Annotated in this window: 16 protein-coding genes; 8 read left to right on the forward strand and 8 right to left on the reverse strand. The window is 40.4% G+C overall.

The window, feature by feature from the left end; genetic code table 11:
- The first annotated feature begins 11 nt into the window (after positions 1–11).
- The 8 genes from rbbA (at position 12) to H4J65_RS09150 (ending at position 9,030) form a co-directional block, all read left to right on the forward strand.
- A complete protein-coding gene (rbbA, locus tag H4J65_RS09115) occupies positions 12–2,795 on the forward strand; it encodes a ribosome-associated ATPase/putative transporter RbbA (RefSeq protein ID WP_182197740.1) in 2,784 nt (927 codons plus the stop codon).
- Positions 2,796–2,798: 3 nt separating this feature from the next.
- Positions 2,799–3,923 carry an ABC transporter permease gene (locus H4J65_RS09120; protein ID WP_182197743.1) on the forward strand — a complete coding sequence of 375 codons (1,125 nt, stop codon included), beginning with the start codon at positions 2,799–2,801 and terminating at the stop codon, positions 3,921–3,923.
- Between the two features lie 176 nt (positions 3,924–4,099).
- Positions 4,100–4,555, forward strand: a complete 456-nt coding sequence (locus H4J65_RS09125; protein WP_182197744.1) for a hypothetical protein — start codon at positions 4,100–4,102, stop codon at positions 4,553–4,555.
- Positions 4,556–4,751: 196 nt separating this feature from the next.
- A complete protein-coding gene (locus H4J65_RS09130; protein ID WP_182197746.1) occupies positions 4,752–5,696 on the forward strand; it encodes a DnaJ C-terminal domain-containing protein in 945 nt (314 codons plus the stop codon).
- A 5-nt stretch (positions 5,697–5,701) separates the two neighbouring features.
- Positions 5,702–6,001 carry a chaperone modulator CbpM gene (locus tag H4J65_RS09135; RefSeq protein WP_182137959.1) on the forward strand — a complete coding sequence of 100 codons (300 nt, stop codon included), beginning with the start codon at positions 5,702–5,704 and terminating at the stop codon, positions 5,999–6,001.
- A 60-nt stretch (positions 6,002–6,061) separates the two neighbouring features.
- Positions 6,062–6,523, forward strand: a complete 462-nt coding sequence (locus tag H4J65_RS09140) for a hypothetical protein (protein WP_182197748.1) — start codon at positions 6,062–6,064, stop codon at positions 6,521–6,523.
- A gap of 344 nt (positions 6,524–6,867) precedes the next feature.
- Positions 6,868–7,647, forward strand: coding sequence for a zinc ribbon-containing protein (locus tag H4J65_RS09145; protein WP_182197751.1), 780 nt, complete (start codon positions 6,868–6,870; stop codon positions 7,645–7,647).
- 522 nt (positions 7,648–8,169) lie between these two features.
- On the forward strand, positions 8,170–9,030 hold the full coding sequence (locus H4J65_RS09150; RefSeq protein ID WP_182183643.1) for a cation diffusion facilitator family transporter: 861 nt from the start codon (positions 8,170–8,172) through the stop codon (positions 9,028–9,030).
- Here H4J65_RS09150 and H4J65_RS09155 read toward each other — a convergent pair.
- The 8 genes from H4J65_RS09155 to H4J65_RS09190 all read right to left on the reverse strand — a co-directional run bounded on the left by H4J65_RS09155 (position 9,021) and on the right by H4J65_RS09190 (position 17,004).
- Complete coding sequence (locus H4J65_RS09155; protein WP_182197753.1) at positions 9,021–11,462, reverse strand: PAS domain S-box protein; 2,442 nt, start codon at positions 11,460–11,462, stop codon at positions 9,021–9,023. The two genes, H4J65_RS09150 and H4J65_RS09155, sit on opposite strands and share 10 nt — an antisense overlap.
- 162 nt (positions 11,463–11,624) lie before the next feature.
- Positions 11,625–12,539, reverse strand: coding sequence for a F0F1 ATP synthase subunit gamma (locus tag H4J65_RS09160; RefSeq protein ID WP_182197756.1), 915 nt, complete (start codon positions 12,537–12,539; stop codon positions 11,625–11,627).
- A 109-nt stretch (positions 12,540–12,648) separates the two neighbouring features.
- Positions 12,649–14,286 (reverse strand): alternate F1F0 ATPase, F1 subunit alpha, encoded by a 1,638-nt coding sequence (locus H4J65_RS09165; RefSeq protein ID WP_182197758.1) that lies wholly within the window; start codon positions 14,284–14,286, stop codon positions 12,649–12,651.
- Complete coding sequence (locus tag H4J65_RS09170) at positions 14,276–15,229, reverse strand: F0F1 ATP synthase subunit B (protein WP_182197761.1); 954 nt, start codon at positions 15,227–15,229, stop codon at positions 14,276–14,278. The genes H4J65_RS09165 and H4J65_RS09170 overlap by 11 nt, the downstream gene beginning before the upstream one ends.
- Before the next feature lie 3 nt (positions 15,230–15,232).
- Positions 15,233–15,517, reverse strand: a complete 285-nt coding sequence (locus tag H4J65_RS09175; RefSeq protein ID WP_182137951.1) for a F0F1 ATP synthase subunit C — start codon at positions 15,515–15,517, stop codon at positions 15,233–15,235.
- 38 nt (positions 15,518–15,555) lie between these two features.
- On the reverse strand, positions 15,556–16,242 hold the full coding sequence (locus tag H4J65_RS09180) for a F0F1 ATP synthase subunit A (protein ID WP_182137950.1): 687 nt from the start codon (positions 16,240–16,242) through the stop codon (positions 15,556–15,558).
- Positions 16,239–16,607 (reverse strand): ATP synthase subunit I, encoded by a 369-nt coding sequence (locus H4J65_RS09185; protein ID WP_182197764.1) that lies wholly within the window; start codon positions 16,605–16,607, stop codon positions 16,239–16,241. The genes H4J65_RS09180 and H4J65_RS09185 overlap by 4 nt, the downstream gene beginning before the upstream one ends.
- Positions 16,597–17,004 (reverse strand): AtpZ/AtpI family protein, encoded by a 408-nt coding sequence (locus tag H4J65_RS09190; RefSeq protein WP_182197766.1) that lies wholly within the window; start codon positions 17,002–17,004, stop codon positions 16,597–16,599. Before H4J65_RS09190 ends, H4J65_RS09185 begins: the two co-directional genes overlap by 11 nt.
- Positions 17,005–17,008: the final 4 nt, after the last annotated feature.

Below are 17,008 nucleotides of genomic sequence, written 5' to 3' on the forward strand. Positions count from 1 at the left end.
GGACACCTTAAGTGAGTAAAATAACGCAAACGGTAACGCGTATCCAAAAAGTTACTCATCATTATCATAATACCCTAGCGCTTGACGATATTACGTTAACTATTTCTGCTGGCATGATGGTCGGATTACTAGGCCCTGATGGTGTAGGTAAGTCAACGCTGATGGGCTTAATTTCTGGCGCACGAAAACTGCAACAAGGTCAATTAACCGTCTTAGATGGCGATATGGCCTTAGCGAAACATCGAGAATTAATTGGTCCTCGCATTGCTTATATGCCACAAGGTCTGGGTAAAAATTTATATGCAGAACTGAGTGTAGAAGAGAATTTAGACTTCTTTGCAAAATTATTTAACCAGCCTGCTCATGAGCGCAAGGCGCGAATTGACAAGTTAACAAAAGCCACCGAATTACACGCTTTTTTATCACGTCCGGTTAAAAAACTCTCAGGTGGCATGAAACAAAAGCTTGGCCTGTGTTGCGCGCTTATTCATGATCCTGACTTACTGATATTAGATGAACCAACTACGGGTGTCGACCCCCTTTCAAGACGACAATTTTGGCAACTTATTGCGTCTATCAGGGCACAACGCCCGACCATGAGTATATTAGTCTCTACCGCCTACATGGATGAAGCTGAAGGTTTTGACTATTTAATTGCCATGGATGCCGGACGTGTTCTTGATACCGGTACGCCACAGGAAATAAAAGCTAAAACCCATACCATGGATCTAGAAAGCGCGTTTGTGCGTTTATTACCGCAAGAAAAACGGGCTAACCATAGTAAATTGATCATCCCACCCTTTAAAAAAAGTAACGCGTCACCTGCAATTATAGCTAAAAATTTAACCCGACGTTTTGGCGATTTCACCGCAGTAAATGATGTCAGCTTTGAGATACAAGCAGGAGAGATTTTTGGTTTTTTAGGCTCAAATGGTTGCGGTAAAACCACAACCATGAAAATGCTCACAGGCTTGCTGTCGGTTAGCAGTGGTGAGGCCTACTTATTTGGTAAAGCGGTCAATGCAAACGATATACAAACACGTCAACGCGTTGGCTTTATGTCACAGGCTTTTTCATTGTATGGCGAATTAACCGTAGCTCAAAATCTGACCTTACATGCGCGTTTTTTTCACCTCGCCCCAGCTCAAACAGCACAGAGAATTAACACACTCACTAAACGCTTTGGTTTGCATACTTACATGGATGAAGCTGCCGCGTCTTTACCACTGGGAATGCGCCAACGTCTTTCGCTTGCAGTAGCCGTTATTCATCAACCAGAAATGCTCATTTTAGATGAGCCTACTTCAGGTGTTGATCCCCTTGCCCGAGACCAATTTTGGGCATTATTAGTTGAGCTGTCACGCACCGACAAGGTGACTATTTTCATCTCTACCCATTTTATGAACGAAGCCTTACGCTGCGATCGCATTTCATTGATGCATGCCGGTGAAGTGCTTATCTATGGTACCCCTGAGCAATTGATTGAGAAAAAAGGCGCAGAGACTTTAGAGCAGGCATTTATTGCCTATTTAGAAGCAGCGATTAAACAAAAAAAATCAATTGAAAATATACCTTCATTGCCTATCCCAGCCTCACCTCCAGAGTTACAGCCTAGCGCCTTAGAGCTAGAGTTGCCGCCATCAAATAAAGAACGTGCCAAACATAATCGATTTAGCTTTCATCGGCTATTGGCTTACAGTTACCTTGAAACTATGCAAGTATTGCGCGATCCGATACGCCTTGCCTTTGCCTTTGTCGGCAGTGCCATATTATTGATAGTCATCGCTTATGGTATTTCACTCGATGTAGAAGATTTAAATTACGCCGCATTTGACAATGACCGTAGCCCAGAAAGTCGTCAGTATTTAAGCAATTTTCAGGGCTCACGTTATTTTGTTAGTCGCCCTGATGTTCATAGTAATGATGAATTAGAGCAACGCTTAACATCAAATGACATTACGCTGGCACTTGAGATCCCTGCCGGATTTGGCCGAGCGCTTAAAAATGGCGAGTCGCCTAGCGTATCTGCTTGGATTGACGGCTCTAACACTATTCGCGCTGGCACTATTGCAGGTTATGTAACCGGCGTGCACTTGCATTATATTACCGAGCTAGCCAACAATGCAGGTATTGACGCCAGTGCCTTGGCAAAGGTTAACTTAGCATCGCGTTATAGATACAATCCTACTTTTAAGACCGTTTTTTCGATAGGGCCTAAAACACCTGCAATGTTGTTGCTATTGTTTCCCGCTATTCTAATGGCCGTTAGCATATCTCGAGAGAAAGAAATGGGCACCATTACTAACTTTTATGTAACACCCACCAACAAACTAGAGTTCTTACTAGGTAAACAACTGCCTTATATAGTTATAGGAATGCTTAATTTTTTCATTTTAACCTTTATGGTGGTGTTTTTACTGCAAGTGCCATTACAAGGCAGCTTTTTTGGTCTTATGCTCGGCGCCTTGTTTTATGTGTTTGCAGCCACAGGTTTTGGCTTGCTGGTGGCTTCAATCACCCAAACCCAAGTGGCTTCAATTTTTGCTACCGCGATCTTATGTATGCTACCCACCTTACAATTTTCAGGCATTGTGCAACCCACTTCAACACTTGAGGGTGCGGGACATATTATTGGCACAATTTGGCCTGCTACTTATTACATGCATTTAAGTGTTGCCGCTTTCACTAAAGGCCTGGTGTTTGGTGATTTAGCGAAAGACATTATTTTACTGGCCCTTTTTGGTCCTGTTTTTATCGCTATAGCCGCTACCTCACTTAAAAAGCAGGAGCGCTAACTGATGAATACCTGGCTCAATATCTATTGGTTAGGCACGAAAGAATTACGTAGCCTAGTAAGCGACTTCATCATGTTGATGCTCATTGTTTACTCGTTTAGTTTGGCCATATATGCCGAGGCGACAGCCATTAGTGAATCGGTACATAATGCGTCAATTGCGATTGTCGATGAAGACCAGTCGGCCTTGTCTGGCACCATTGCTAACGCGCTCTATCCACCCTATTTTAAAACGCCAATATTTATTTCGGCCGCTCAAACAGACCGAGCAATGGATCAAGACAAATTTATGTTTGTGGTTACCATTCCGCCTAAGTTTGAGCAAAATGTGCGTCAGGGTCGTCAACCTACAGTGCAAATAGATATTGACGCTACGGCAGTCACACAAGCCAGTATAGGTAATGGCTATATACAGAGTATTATTAGCCAAGAAGTGAATTATTTTTTTAAGCGCTCAGACCAAAGCACCGCCTATCCAGTAGAACTTATTATGCGCCAAGCCTTCAATCCAAACGGCAACGGCATGTGGTTTAGTGCTATTAATGCACTGCTTAATCAAATCACTATGTTAACCATTATTTTGACCGGCGCAGCACTGTTGCGTGAACGCGAGCATGGCACAATTGAACACTTATTGGTGATGCCTTTGAATGCATTTCAGATAGTGATGGCTAAAATTTGGGCCAATGGCTTAATTATTTTGATCGCTTTTACTTTGTCGATGTTTCTGGTGGTAGAAAATATACTCGACATCCCCGTTGCCGGTTCAAAATTCTTGTTATTATTAGGCACTTCTGCCTACCTTTTTGCCGCTGCTGCTATTGGTATATTTTTAGGGACTATTGCGCAAACCATGGCGCAATTTGCACTTTTGGTGCTTATGGTTATTATTCCTATGGTGATGCTCTCGGGCGGCTTAACACCGATTGAAAGCCAACCTGACATCATTCAACCCTTAACTTGGTTATTACCTTCAAGACACTATATGGAGTTCTCTCAAGCCGTTGTTTTTCGTGGTGCAGGCATTAATTTAGTCTGGCCACAATTAACTATTATTATTGCGCTTGGTGCGGCATTTTTTATCGCCAGCCTTACCATGTTTAGACGTTCTTTAAAAAGCATGACATAGCTAGGTCAAGCACATACCTATTGTCGCTTACCTTAAATGTTTTGTATTCGTTTTGTATTATTACCCTTTTTTAGCAAAATAAAGCCTAACGGTTATAAACTTGATCGCTATCAAAGTTTACAAGCTTACTTATATGATAAAAAAGACCATAACTAGGCTTAACCAAAGAGAAGATTATGCGATTTGAAAGCGCCAGAGATGCACTTAAACATGCGAAAGAATTCCATCAGAAATTAGTGGTTTTTTATCAAAAATTAGCCAAAGATGAAAATATGCCAAGAACACAGTTATTATTGGAATATATGATCAGTGAGGAAAAAAAATTAGCTGAATCATTAACCCATTATGAAAAAAACACGCCATCGGGTGTTTTAGATACTTGGTTACAATATGCCAATGATCAAGAAATTTTAAAACTGCCAATAGTCAAAAATCATCCATCAACACAATCGATGGATAATATTTTAGAATTATCCATGAAAATGAGTGATGAACTCATAGCAGTATACCAAGTAGTAGCAGAGCAAGTTGACGAGTACAAGGTCAAAGATATTTTCAATAACTTAGCTGACATGCAATGGCAAAAACAAAAACGCATATCAATGAATTTTGATAGGTTTATGGATATCTAGCCTACCTGAGCAGGCCACAAATTTTCTCTCTAAAGAGGCAATAGCACAATAACTTTGCCTTAGCATGAGAAATAGCGATATCTGCTACTGACAACTACTCGTTATCTTGATTTGTATCAAAATATCGCCTTCAAAAAAGCGTAAAGTAGTGCTTCTAGCCATATAAAGTCATCAAAATTTGGGGCACGGTCAATCAATGAAATTTAAAGATTACTACAAGATCCTAGGCTTGGCTGAAAATGCTGATCTAAAGGAAATCAAAACAGTCTATCGTAAGTTGGCCGTTAAATATCATCCTGATAAGAACCCTGAACCCGGGGCAGAAGAAAAGTTTAAAGAAGTAGCAGAAGCCTACGAAGTATTAAAAGATGAGGGAAGAAGAGCCGAGTACGATAAAATGAGACGCTATGGCTCAGGTTCATCCGAGGGTTTTAATGTACCACCCGACTGGCAATCTTCGAGCGGTAACAAGCAATATCAGTCAAACGAAAATGATGATTTTTCTGACTTTTTTAATTCCTTTTTTGCTGACCGAGCCAAGTCTAGAAGACACTCACAAGCGCATAGCGAGGATCTATTTAAAGGCCAAGATTTTGAAATGGAATTACCGGTTTTTTTAGAAGAAAGTGTCTCAGGTGTCACTAAACCCATTGAATATCATGTCCCTGCACCCATCAATGGTCAACTCACTAAAATCAAGAAATCACTTAATGTGAAAGTGCCTAAAGGGGTCAAAGATAGTGAGCGCATAAGGTTAAAAGGCCAAGGCGCACCTGGCAGCAACCATAAGTTAAACGGGGATTTATATCTGATTATTAGATTGGTGCCGCATCCATTATTTGATGTACAAGGCTCAAACTTATTATTAAACGTGCCCCTGACGCCTTGGGAAGCTGCACTAGGTATTAAACTTGAAATACCGACACTTGATGGCAAAGTTAAGCTCAACATTCCCGCTAACTGCCAGAGTGGTCAAAAACTACGAGTAAAAGGCAAAGGGCTCAATAGTAAGTCCGGTCAGGGGGACCTGATCACCGTCATCAAAATTGTAATTCCGCCATCAACTACCGATGAAACAAAACAGTTATGGCAACAACTTGCTGAAGTAGAAAAGTATAACCCCAGAACAGAGTGGAGTTAGCCAAAATGACAGACATAAGCTTACATATTTCAGTCAATGAATTGTGTGAAATAGCCGGAATTGAAAAATGCATCATAATAGAAATGGTTGAATACGGCATTGCTGCACCTATATCAGACAGTCAAGATTCAGAATGGATTTTCGATTTGGAGAGTGCTCATTGGATCAAAAAAGCCATTAAATTGAACCAACAACTTTTAATTGACTGGGTCGCCATTAGCTTAGTCATAGATTTAATGAAAGAGAAGAAAAAGCTCGAACAGGAAAATAAACTTTTAAAAGCTAGACTGAATAGAATTGATTAGTTTAATTGAAATCACTCTATAAAATTAGTCAACAACTGAGTGTTAATGGAGTTTATAACTATGAATAAATCAAGCGTTTTTTGGTCTGTGGGCATTGTCGTTGTCGTGAGTTTAACCATAGCGGGTTGCAGCAGTAAATTTGCAGAGTCTATGCGTAAGATAACCTACCCTCCGGGTTTTAAATACACTGAACCCGCTGAGCTTAGATCTGACATGGCTAGATTATCGCAGCAAATGCTATTACTCGATAAAGCACTCATTAAGGGTTATGAACCCACTCAAGATGGTGCGAAGGACCAGCGCCAGCAAGTACTGCAAGCATTACAAAACATGGGAAGGACTGCCGCTAAATTAATTACAGGAGAAGCAGGAGGAAATCACCCGTTTATGCAAGATCACATGCAAGACTTTGTCGCGGCTATTGACCAAGCAAAGGCCGCTGCCGCTCTTCAAGAGCCAAATTATTATTTTGCAGGCAAAGTTTCTGGTGGCTGTACCAATTGCCACAAAGTAAATCGATAATTTTTGCCGATATCAGCCAAAGATAATAAGGGGATCAAACGAGAAAGTAACCCTTGGCTCTCGCATGATAATTATAACCAAACGTTATTTGCACTTTATTAATCTGTTATACCGACAGTCGGCTGTAATTGTTGTACTTCAAACTTGATACTAAGGTTTATATATCAGCTCTCCCCTTTGTTTGTAGACTGCCGGAAACTAAACAAGTGATAGCCCTTTGGCTAAGTCTATTAATCACGTTAAGTAGTTTCCACAATTCATTAAGTATAATACCGAATAGTATATGACGTGGGTTTGAGTAATTATCATATTAATTTATAGTCAATTTTTAAAGGTAACTCACCATGAAAAAAAATGAGCAAAAAACAGAATTACAAGTCAGTTATAAAGCAATGGTTGATGCCATCGAAGACTTTGTGATAACAGAAGGTAAAACTTTACAGCAGGCTTTTCATGCCGCAGAAGAGAAGCTCAAAGATGCCAAGGAAATTAGCAAAGATAAAATTGAGGAAGCTAGCAAAGACTTAAAAGATAACTTTCGAATGTTAGGTGAAGCATTCGAAGGCGCAGGTGAAGCCTATAAAGAACAAATAAAGTTGGAACTGGCTTTTGTAAATAGTTCAATTTGGGACAAGTTACAAAGTATCGCTAATTCAAATACAGTAGAATTAGTAGCGTTTACCAAGAGCCTTAGAGAACAGGCACAAACTATCATAACAGAGCAGCACCTTGCGGCCCACCAAGAGCACAGTCAATGGAACTCTGAACATGCTTTATGGCTAGATGAGATAAAGTATTGGACAAAAGAGCACCAAAAAGCGCTGACTAAACTAGTCGCCATAGAAGAAACCATGCAGCAACAAACATCAATATTGATCGAGCATAGTCAGGCTATTCAAGCTCAAGCTAAAGTTGCTCATGAACACGAAAAAATCATGAGAAATACTGAAGATAATTTCAGTAGCGAGAGTAAAACCGTGGAGAAAAAATCAGCCCCAATGCATAAAAACGAGCGGAAGATACACATACAGCAAAAAGAATTACATCATAAATTAAAAACCCATCATTTTAAAATAATGGCGATGGTCAATATGCTTTATAAAGAAATACATAAAGCAGACTAAAGATGAAATTACCATGAACTAGGCGGGTAAATATTTACCTAATAAACAAAGATATTATAGCGCTGAAGCAGTACGTTGTTTTTTAGTAATGTCGGTTCAGCATGCACCATTTTATTGACCCTCAAGACACAGTCATATCAATGGCGCATTACTACATAGACTTTTTTGCCAACATAATAATCTGTGCCATAGACTTTTAGGCTAGTTATTAATTTACTCAACAGCTAGCTTTAAAACGCTAGCCTTTGTCTTTTGCCTGTTTGGCAACTTTCTGTAGTCTTTAGCTGTTTTTAATCTGGCAATGGTAGAGGCTTTCAGCTGAAAAATTGATGGATGATATTTTGAGATTATCTATAAAAATATAGTAAATAACTCGTCATGGCAGACTACTGGATTTAATTTTAATTTTAAGCTGATGATAAAATGAAGTTAATTTTTAAAACACAATCTGTCTACAAACCGAATATCAATAATTTTTGATAGCTTTATGGATATCTAATCTAGCTTAAAAGTTGGTGAACGTTGAACATTAAAAAAGTATTAATTATTGAAGGGGTTATTAACTTCTTATTGATGATGATCAAATTAGCTGTTGGCTTTTCTACCTACTCAACAGCAATATTAGCTGATGCACTCCACTCATTAACCGATATAGCAAACAATATTGTTGCCTGGTTTGCGATCAATCAATCTGAACAACCGCCTGATGAAGATCATCAATATGGTCATAAAAAATTTGTGCCTTTAGCGATATTTTTTCTAGCAACTTTGCTCAGTGTTGTTGCCATTGAAGTTATTGTTCAAGCCGCTAGCCGCTTTGGTGAGCCCGTGTTAAATAGCTCGATTGGCTTAGGGGTAATGTTTATTGTTTTAGGGCTTAATACTGGCCTTACTTTGTGGGAGTCTTTTTGGGCAAAAAAATTAAATTCGACTTTATTACAGGCAGATGCGAGTCACACATTTAGTGATGTACTGACTTCTATTACCGTTATCATTGGCTGGCAATTAGCAGCACGCGGATACTATTGGCTTGATACAGTTTTTGCTATTGCCGTTGCTTTTATTATTATGTTTTTGGCTTACAAGCTATTTGTACAATCCATTCCAATACTGGTTGATAAAAGCCTGTTAAACCAAGCTAAAATTGCGCGCACAGTAACAGAGCTCCCCGAAGTAAAATCAGTTAAATTGGTACGTACCCGTAATGATGGCGAGGCTAACTTTGCTGATATCACCATTAAAGTTGACTTGAACCTTTCTTTAGCTACCTCACACGAACTTGCAGATAAAATCGAAGGCCTTTTAGCAACGCAGTTTAACATTGTCGATACCACTGTTCATATTGAGCCAGCTCTTGATGAGGATAAACAAACTCAAGATTGAAAATAACTTGCATTGGTCAGCGAACTATCCTCAATTAAGTAGTCATTCTCAACAAGGGGTAGCATAAAGTAAAATACTGAGCCGACAGGAATATTTTTAGTATAATGAATGGTGCCGCCGTGCTCTTCAATAATACTTTTTGAAATAGAAAGCCCGATACCCATGCCATTCTTTTTTGTTGAAGAAAATGCTGAAAACAACTTATCTAGCATACTGCTAGACAAACCACATCCGCTGTCAACAACTGATATTTTAATGCTCTCAATAGCGGTTAACTGAGTCCTTACTTCAATAACACTGCCATTTTTAAAATCGATAGACTGCATAGCTTCCATGCCATTGCGCAATAAATTTAACAAGACTTGCTGTATTTGTACGAGATCAACCAATACAATTAATTTTTCACTACTGTGGCTTATCTTAATATTGATATCACGCATACGAGCATCGTGTTCGGCTAATTTTGCTACTTCGTCAATTAACGTATTGCAATCAAGTAATTCTTTTTGCCTTGCCCCCTGTTTTGTCATGATTTGCATGCGCTCAAGCACGGCACCGGCTCGGTGTGAATGTTGATTCAGCTTTTCGAATATTTCCGGTAATTTTTCGAACTTACCGCTATTACACAGACTTTTACCCGATTGAGAAAATAATGAAATAGCGGTTAATGGCTGATTGACCTCGTGCGCAATACCAGCCGCTATTTCCCCCAATGAATTCAATCTATCGGCATGAGCCATTTGTTCAATGTGCATGCGTCTTTGATCTTCAATGACCCGTTGCTGAGTAATATCTCTGATTAAACCAACAAACATTCTATCTTCATGGCATTGAATATCATTTATTGAAAGATGAATGGGAAATATACTGCCATCCTTACGCTTGGCGTCTAACTCTCGTCCAAGGCCAATAATACTACTTTGGTTGTTACGTATGTAGTCGGTTAAATATTGATCATGGTGATTTGCATAAGCGCTTGGCATCAAGAGTTTTACATTGATATTTTTCACTTCATCAAAGGTATAACCAAACATGCGTTGCGCAGCGTTATTAAAGCTTTTTATAGCGCCTTTATGATCTATGGTAATCACAGCTTCAACCACTGAATTTACAATAGCATCAGAAAATTTATGACTGCGTATAAGGGCTTTATTAGTGTTTTTAATATCGGTAATATCTGTGATATAACCCTCGAGAATAGTTTCATTGTTTAACAGTGAGGTAACCGCTTCGCCTTTTTCCCATACGATACGAACCGACTTGTTTTTGCATATTATACGATATTCAAATTCGTAAAATTTTTTCTCACTGACCGCTTGCCTAATAATTTCATATACCCGCTGGTAATCGTCTGGGTGTACAACCCTGCGCCATAAAACACGATGAGACTCAAAGTCGTGCTTAGCGTAACCCGTTAACACCTCACAACCTTCACTGACTAGCATCATGGGTCCGTTAGGTTTGTCATAAGCTTGGTATGCCATGCCAGGTAGGTTTTTCAATAAATGTCCTACTTTGTTGCGTTCATCTATGATGATTTTAGTTTTATTTCTTGCCGTTAACGCTGTGTATACCGCCAAGGTAACAAAGACACTCAGCAAAAAACCCAGCAAAAATAAAGTGCCTATCATCCAATAATGTGAGCGATTTAAAAATTCAGATGTGGGTACTATGTCAATTTGCCAAATTTGCTGCTGAAATTTAAAATTTGCTTGGCTGTGCCAATGGCTAGTATTTATTGTGGGGGTTGTTTGGTCTGAATATATTTCTTGGCCGTCAATATAGAGTGAAAAATCATGTTCCATCAGTAAATACGAAGGCAGGATTGCAGCTATATAAACGTCGAAAAAAAGTAAGCTACTAATAAAGCCTGCCAATGGTTCATTTAGTGACTTATTATCAAATATTGGCGTGTATATTCCGATCGCCCCGCCACGAATTGAACTCAATGGCATAGTAATAACAGACTCACCTTTTGGTTGTGCTTTAAATGCGGCAGATAAAGTCTTAGGGTTAAGCGCCAAGTTGAGGTTTTGGTTGGTTTTGTTACCCTCAAATGATTTGACTCTGCCAATATGGTAGTCGTTACCAATCCAAGCAATGACTTGATAACCACCACGCGTATCATACAAATTTTTGCTAATGGTGTGCCAGTCGTCATCTGTTAGAGTTGAAGTAAGTCGAGATGACTTGGCAAATTCTGTCAGGGTTATTATACGGTTTTTCAAGTCGTCTTTAAGTAACGAAGCTATGCCATTAGCCGTACTCTGCGACAAACGATTAATGTGTGCACGGCCTTGAGATTCTATAGAAACAACTATGAAGGCAATTAAACAAGCGGCCAAAACACCCGTAATGATCGAATAAAAAAGAATGCTTTGTTGTGATGACAAGGATATTCTCCCAGTCTTATTATTTTGTTCATAATCCATATAAACTCAATCTTCCTTAATTTTGACGACGCATTGCCATGATGCCCTCGTTACCCAGAAAATAATAACCCGAAACATTCACTTTGCCATGTAAGCATTAAATGAATAATAGCTTGCTTTATACCTATTGAAATTAATAATCCTTCACGCTAATTCATTATTTTAATCACTATCACTCAAGGCTTCAAAGCCAGAGACCACATCAAATAACTCTTCATCTATATCGCTTTGGCGTAGGCGATGAAAGCTTAGATTCAAATCATTCTGTTGTTCCTCGATATTTTTTTCTGCTCGTTGCATCGCCGCAAGACGACTAGCATTTTCGCTTGCCAATGACTCTGCGCACGCTCTGAACAAGCTAACAAAAAGGTATTCACGTACCAATGCTCTTAGGGTTTTATCTCGTTCAGGTAGCACTTCAGGTAGATTATTCGTCGGCCACTTAATATCAGTGAAATTTTTTTGTAAGCTTTCACTCAAGGGCAATAACTGTTGACTCACTGGCTTATAAATAGAATCTACTTGAGGACGATGATGAAAAAGATAAACTTGATCTATTGTGCCTAGTTCACGCTGTGCTTCAATTTCAGTCAATATGTCAGCCACCAATGCCGTTATAGCATTAATTGAATTGGGTAGTATAAAGTCGTCTTTAAGTGTGACTTCATTTTCAGCCCAATGGGTATCAACTAAACGCGACTTTATACGTTCGCCTACAGCCCAAACAACTTTATGCCCTGTTTTATGCGCTGATAGTGTTGCCAAAGTGCTAGTAACAAATTCTGCCATCACTTCATTAAATTGCCCCACTAGCCCCTGATCTGAGCCAAACACGATCACGCCCACACCAAGCCTTTCTTGTTGATTGCTGATTTTTATAACATTAGGCGAGTTGTGTCGTTGAAAACAAGCAATTAGCCCAAGTTGCACGGTACGATAGTAATCATCAAGTGAGCTCACAGCATGCTCATATTGGCTAATACTTGAAGATGCCATAGCCTTCATGGTACTTACCACAGACTTAAGTTCTTCTGTACTGGAGATTTTTCGCCGTAGACTAGCAACACTGTCGGTCATGTTTTATTACTCATAAATAATTACTTATCTTTCGCTCTGCATCGTTGATCCTTTATAGTTATTAACTTATAAAGGATCATTAATTAAAACTACGCTAAGCAATTTTACTTTATTGCTTTAGCTTTTCATCCTTGGGTATGTCATTAACTGAATTATCAGGCAAGTCACTCGCCGAATCACTGCTTGAGTTACTGGGCCTATCACTCGGAAAAAGTGTGATCAATGCATCGCGCGCAAGCTCAATAATACTCGCTCTATCTTCCTTACTTAATGTTTTAACACTTTGTAATCGCTCTGTTATCTCAACAGGAATTTCAGCTGCTGAAACGCGGACTAGATGTTCGGCAGACGTCATATCTGCTAGTGGGATGTCATCAAATAGCTTAGCGGTCAAAGCGAGAAGAACAGAAATTTGTTCAACCATAGAAACAGGACTGAATTCCGACTGTTTCAGGCAGGCACGAATGCGCCGACCATGTTCGATAATTTTTAGTGTGCTGTCATCGAGTTTAGCGCCAAAGCGGGCAAAGGCTTCAAGCTCTTCAAATTGTGCATAAGCCAGTTTTAGGTTAGCTGTTACCGCACGGTAGGCAGCGTTTTGTGCCTTACCACCAACACGTGATACAGATTTTCCTACATCAACCGCCGGCAAAACACCCAGTTCAAACAATGATGGTGAGAGATAAATTTGGCCATCGGTAATAGAAATAAGATTAGTTGGAATGTAGGCGGAGATATCCTGCGCTTCGGTTTCAATAATAGGCAATGCCGTCAAGGAGCCACCGCCAAGCTCTGCACGCAAATGCGTTGCGCGTTCCAGTAAGCGAGAGTGAATATAAAAAATATCACCCGGGAATGCCTCGCGACCAGGCGGGCGCCGCAACAATAAAGACAGTTCGCGATAGGCACGCGCGTGATGAGTCAAATCGTCATAAACAATCAAAACATCGCGGCCCTTTTGCATAAAATACTCGGCGATGCTTGTTGCCGAATAAGGGGCAATATAGGCAAGTCCCGGCGGCTCATTACCTTCAGTAACCACCACTATAGTGTAAGCTAACGCACCTTTTTCGCGTAGCGTTGCAATAACTTTAGCCACACCTGAAGCACGCTGGCCAATGGCACAATACACGCAGAGTACGTTCTGATCTTTCTGGTTTAAAATAGTATCAAGGGCAATCGCTGTTTTACCCGTCTGGCGGTCACCCAAAATTAATTCTCGCTGACCACGCCCAACAGGCACAAGGGCATCAATAACTTTGATACCCGTTTGCAAGGGTACACTGACCGGTGCACGATCCATAATAGGCGCAGATGGTCGTTCAACAGGAAGGCGTGTGCTAGTCAGTAACTTTCCCTTAGCGTCTAGCGGTTCACCAATCGGATTAATGATACGCCCGATCAGTGCATCGCCCACAGGTACATCAACCACATTACCTCTGCGCTCAACTTCATCACCCACCTGCAAATGCCAATAATCACCAAGCAGCACAACACCGATTTCATTTTCATCAACATTAAAGGCAATACCAGAGATACCACCTGGAAAGCTAAGTAACTCTTCAAAACCTACGTTAGGCAAACCTGAAACTATGGCAATGCCCGTTGTGATGCGGATAATATTACCGACTTCTTTGGCCTGAAATGGTGGCGTAAAAGCTGCCCTTGCTTTTGCCATGCTTGAAAAAACATCATCAAAGGTTGTTTGTAACAAGCTTGCTTTGATAAAATCAGCCTCAGGTTTCATTACGGCCCTTTTCAGTTTTATTGGTGGGTATTGCATCATTAGCATCAGTAATAACAGCAGTTTCGCTTTGATTCTTTGCTTTATCATTGATTTGGCTATTATCTAAGCTGTTATCTAAGTTATTGCCTTCACTATTACTTTGCGCTTTGCTTTCAACATGAACTAAACTTTGTAATATTTGATCCACCCCCTTAGCCAAGGAGGAAAGGTAATCACTGATACTCCAGGCTACTTTTTGGCCATTCGCACTGATTTCAATACCACTAACGACAGTTGAATCGATGACAAATGCAAAGGCTATTACATCGTTATCGTCATAGCCAAGGGTATGTTTAATCGTGCTTTCAATCAGCGCACGCTGTTCCACAGTTAAAGTAAAGCCTGTACGCACGACCAATGGGGTTTTATTGGTTGGCATCAATGATTGAAATGCCAATTTAAAGGCTGCCTTTTCTTCAACGCTGATTGTTTTAAAACGTTGAAGAAACACTAAAACTATTTGTTCTTCTAAACTTACTTGTGCTAAATCATTAAGTACCTTGCGAACAATGTTAAACACCTCTTCACGTGCGCGCTGGCTAAGTGCATCTTGCAAACTTAGTTGCTCATTTTTAACTGCAAGCTGAAGTTTTACACGTAAGTCGTCTGATTCTTGTCTAACCTCGTCGAATAAACGCGCACGCTCAGTTTTTACCTCAGCGCTAAGCTGATTGGTGCGCGTTGTCTGTTGGGCATCAAACACAGCATTTTTATGCACAAACTCATTACGCTGCTGCTCGGCTTCAACACTTTTTTTATCCGCATCAGCAAGCGCACTAGCAATGCGCTTTTCACGAGCGTCAATCGCATTGAGAATAGGTCGATATAAAAAGCGCTTTAGTAACCACGCGAGTATCAGAAAATTGATTACTTGCGCAATCACGGTAAACCAATCAATAAGCATAATTTATGGCCCTACCACCTGAGCAGCAAGCACATAATTCCAAAATGGATTGGCGAACAACAAAATCATCGAAACGACAAAACAATAGATGGCAGTAGATTCGATCATTGCCAAACCAACGAATAATGTCCGGGTGATGGTTGCCGATGCGTCGGGCTGCTGAGCCAGAGAAGACAGCGCAACCGCCACTGCCTTACCTTCAGCAAGCGACGGGCCGACAACACCAATAGCAATAGTAATCCCAGCAGTGATAATAGATACCACCGCAATTATAGTCATGCTGTCCATAAGTTCTCCAAAGTTAATCCTAGTTGTTTATGCATTGTCTAACTGCCATTGGCTTTAGGTTTTATTGTGCTAGTAGCCGCAGCGATATAGACAGTGGCTAAAATAAAAAAAATATAAGCTTGCACAATACCCGTCAGCAAGCCAAGTACGGTCATCACTATGGGAAACAAAAAAGGCGTAATACTGACAAGAATACCGATGATCATGGCACCGCTCATCATGTTGCCAAAAAGACGTACGGCCAGAGCGAGCGTACGAGATATTTCACTGATAATGTTAAAAGGTAGCATGATAAAAGTGGGCTTAGTATAAGAAGCAAGGTAGCTAGCTAGGCCTTGTTCTTGAATACCGTATAGTGGCACCGCGATAAAAACACATAGCGCCAGCGCCGCTGTGGTCGAGAGTGAACCTGTCGCGGGTTCAAAACCTGGAAAGACAGTACCCAAGGCAGAAATAGCAATAAATAAGAACAGTGAACCGAGAAAAGCTAAGTAATGGTGAGGGTGCTTTAAGCCAACGTCTTCGATTTGTTTACTGATATTAATCACTACGACTTCAAGCAGATTTTGCCAGCGAGAACGATGTAAATGGGTGCTTAGCTTATGGGTAATCAGCATCGAGCTCAGTACCAACACCAAGATCACCGCCCAAGTGGAAACTATAGTAGCGTTGAGTTTTATAAACCCCAGTTGCCAGAAAATGATTTGATCAGGGCTAAGGTTCATAAATTACTGCCATAGGCTGTTTGCTTTTGTACTGGCTCTGACGGCTTGTTTTCTCTTAGGTTTTTTTGAGGTTTTTTGTGAATACTTTTTTCAGTACTGTTGTCAGAGTATCGCGTTGCCAAAAAGCGCACCACCATAAAACCGACTAAGCCAGCCACCAAACGTAACCAGTTGTCACCAAGGATTAAATAAAAACCAACAATGACCGTACTGGTTCGAAAAAACAGGCTAAAGACAAATAACAGCGCAACATATTGACTTGAGCCAAGCTGACGCACAGTCCACCAAAGCCCTGCAAAATAGAATACGCCAAGCATTGCCCCAACTAGCAAGGCAAATAATCCCTCTAGGTTATCAATCATCATTATTTTCGTCCTCATCTCGGTGAATCTCTTTATATTCCTTATCGACCCAGCGCCAAGCGGTAAAACAGCCAAGGCATAAACCGATAATGAGTAAGGTTAATGTCCAAGAGTTTTCGCTTGGATAATGCTTATCTAACCAAATGCCTAATGCGGCGCTAAGTAGTGTTGGTATTGCCACCGACCAGCCCACTAGCCCCATCATACCTAGGCCAGACCACACGGTTTGATTAACATGTCGCTGCGCTTTAAGTTTTCGTGTGGCCATATCACCAACCTGTTGACTAAACTTAGTGTCGCGGTGCTTAGCTTGAGATATTTTAGTGTTAGCTAACTTAACATCAGCCAATTGCGCTGCATTTAACTCAGCTTTAAGTTTAGGTTTGGGTTTATCAGGCATCACA

It is taken from the genome of Colwellia sp. MB02u-9 (assembly GCF_014077085.1).
In the GTDB taxonomy this organism is placed as follows: Bacteria; Pseudomonadota; Gammaproteobacteria; order Enterobacterales; family Alteromonadaceae; genus Cognaticolwellia.

Coding starts and splice junctions, on each gene's coding strand:
- H4J65_RS09140 (WP_182197748.1), top strand. CDS start 6,062: ATGAATAAATCAAGCGTTTTTTGGTCTGTGGGCATTGTCGTTGTCGTG.
- H4J65_RS09145 (WP_182197751.1), top strand. CDS start 6,868: ATGAAAAAAAATGAGCAAAAAACAGAATTACAAGTCAGTTATAAAGCA.
- H4J65_RS09185 (WP_182197764.1), bottom strand. CDS start 16,607: ATGATGATTGATAACCTAGAGGGATTATTTGCCTTGCTAGTTGGGGCA.
- H4J65_RS09135 (WP_182137959.1), top strand. CDS start 5,702: ATGACAGACATAAGCTTACATATTTCAGTCAATGAATTGTGTGAAATA.
- H4J65_RS09125 (WP_182197744.1), top strand. CDS start 4,100: ATGCGATTTGAAAGCGCCAGAGATGCACTTAAACATGCGAAAGAATTC.
- H4J65_RS09165 (WP_182197758.1), bottom strand. CDS start 14,286: ATGAAACCTGAGGCTGATTTTATCAAAGCAAGCTTGTTACAAACAACC.
- H4J65_RS09155 (WP_182197753.1), bottom strand. CDS start 11,462: ATGGATTATGAACAAAATAATAAGACTGGGAGAATATCCTTGTCATCA.
- H4J65_RS09180 (WP_182137950.1), bottom strand. CDS start 16,242: ATGAACCTTAGCCCTGATCAAATCATTTTCTGGCAACTGGGGTTTATA.
- H4J65_RS09190 (WP_182197766.1), bottom strand. CDS start 17,004: ATGCCTGATAAACCCAAACCTAAACTTAAAGCTGAGTTAAATGCAGCG.
- H4J65_RS09175 (WP_182137951.1), bottom strand. CDS start 15,517: ATGGACAGCATGACTATAATTGCGGTGGTATCTATTATCACTGCTGGG.
- H4J65_RS09160 (WP_182197756.1), bottom strand. CDS start 12,539: ATGACCGACAGTGTTGCTAGTCTACGGCGAAAAATCTCCAGTACAGAA.
- H4J65_RS09130 (WP_182197746.1), top strand. CDS start 4,752: ATGAAATTTAAAGATTACTACAAGATCCTAGGCTTGGCTGAAAATGCT.
- H4J65_RS09170 (WP_182197761.1), bottom strand. CDS start 15,229: ATGCTTATTGATTGGTTTACCGTGATTGCGCAAGTAATCAATTTTCTG.
- H4J65_RS09120 (WP_182197743.1), top strand. CDS start 2,799: ATGAATACCTGGCTCAATATCTATTGGTTAGGCACGAAAGAATTACGT.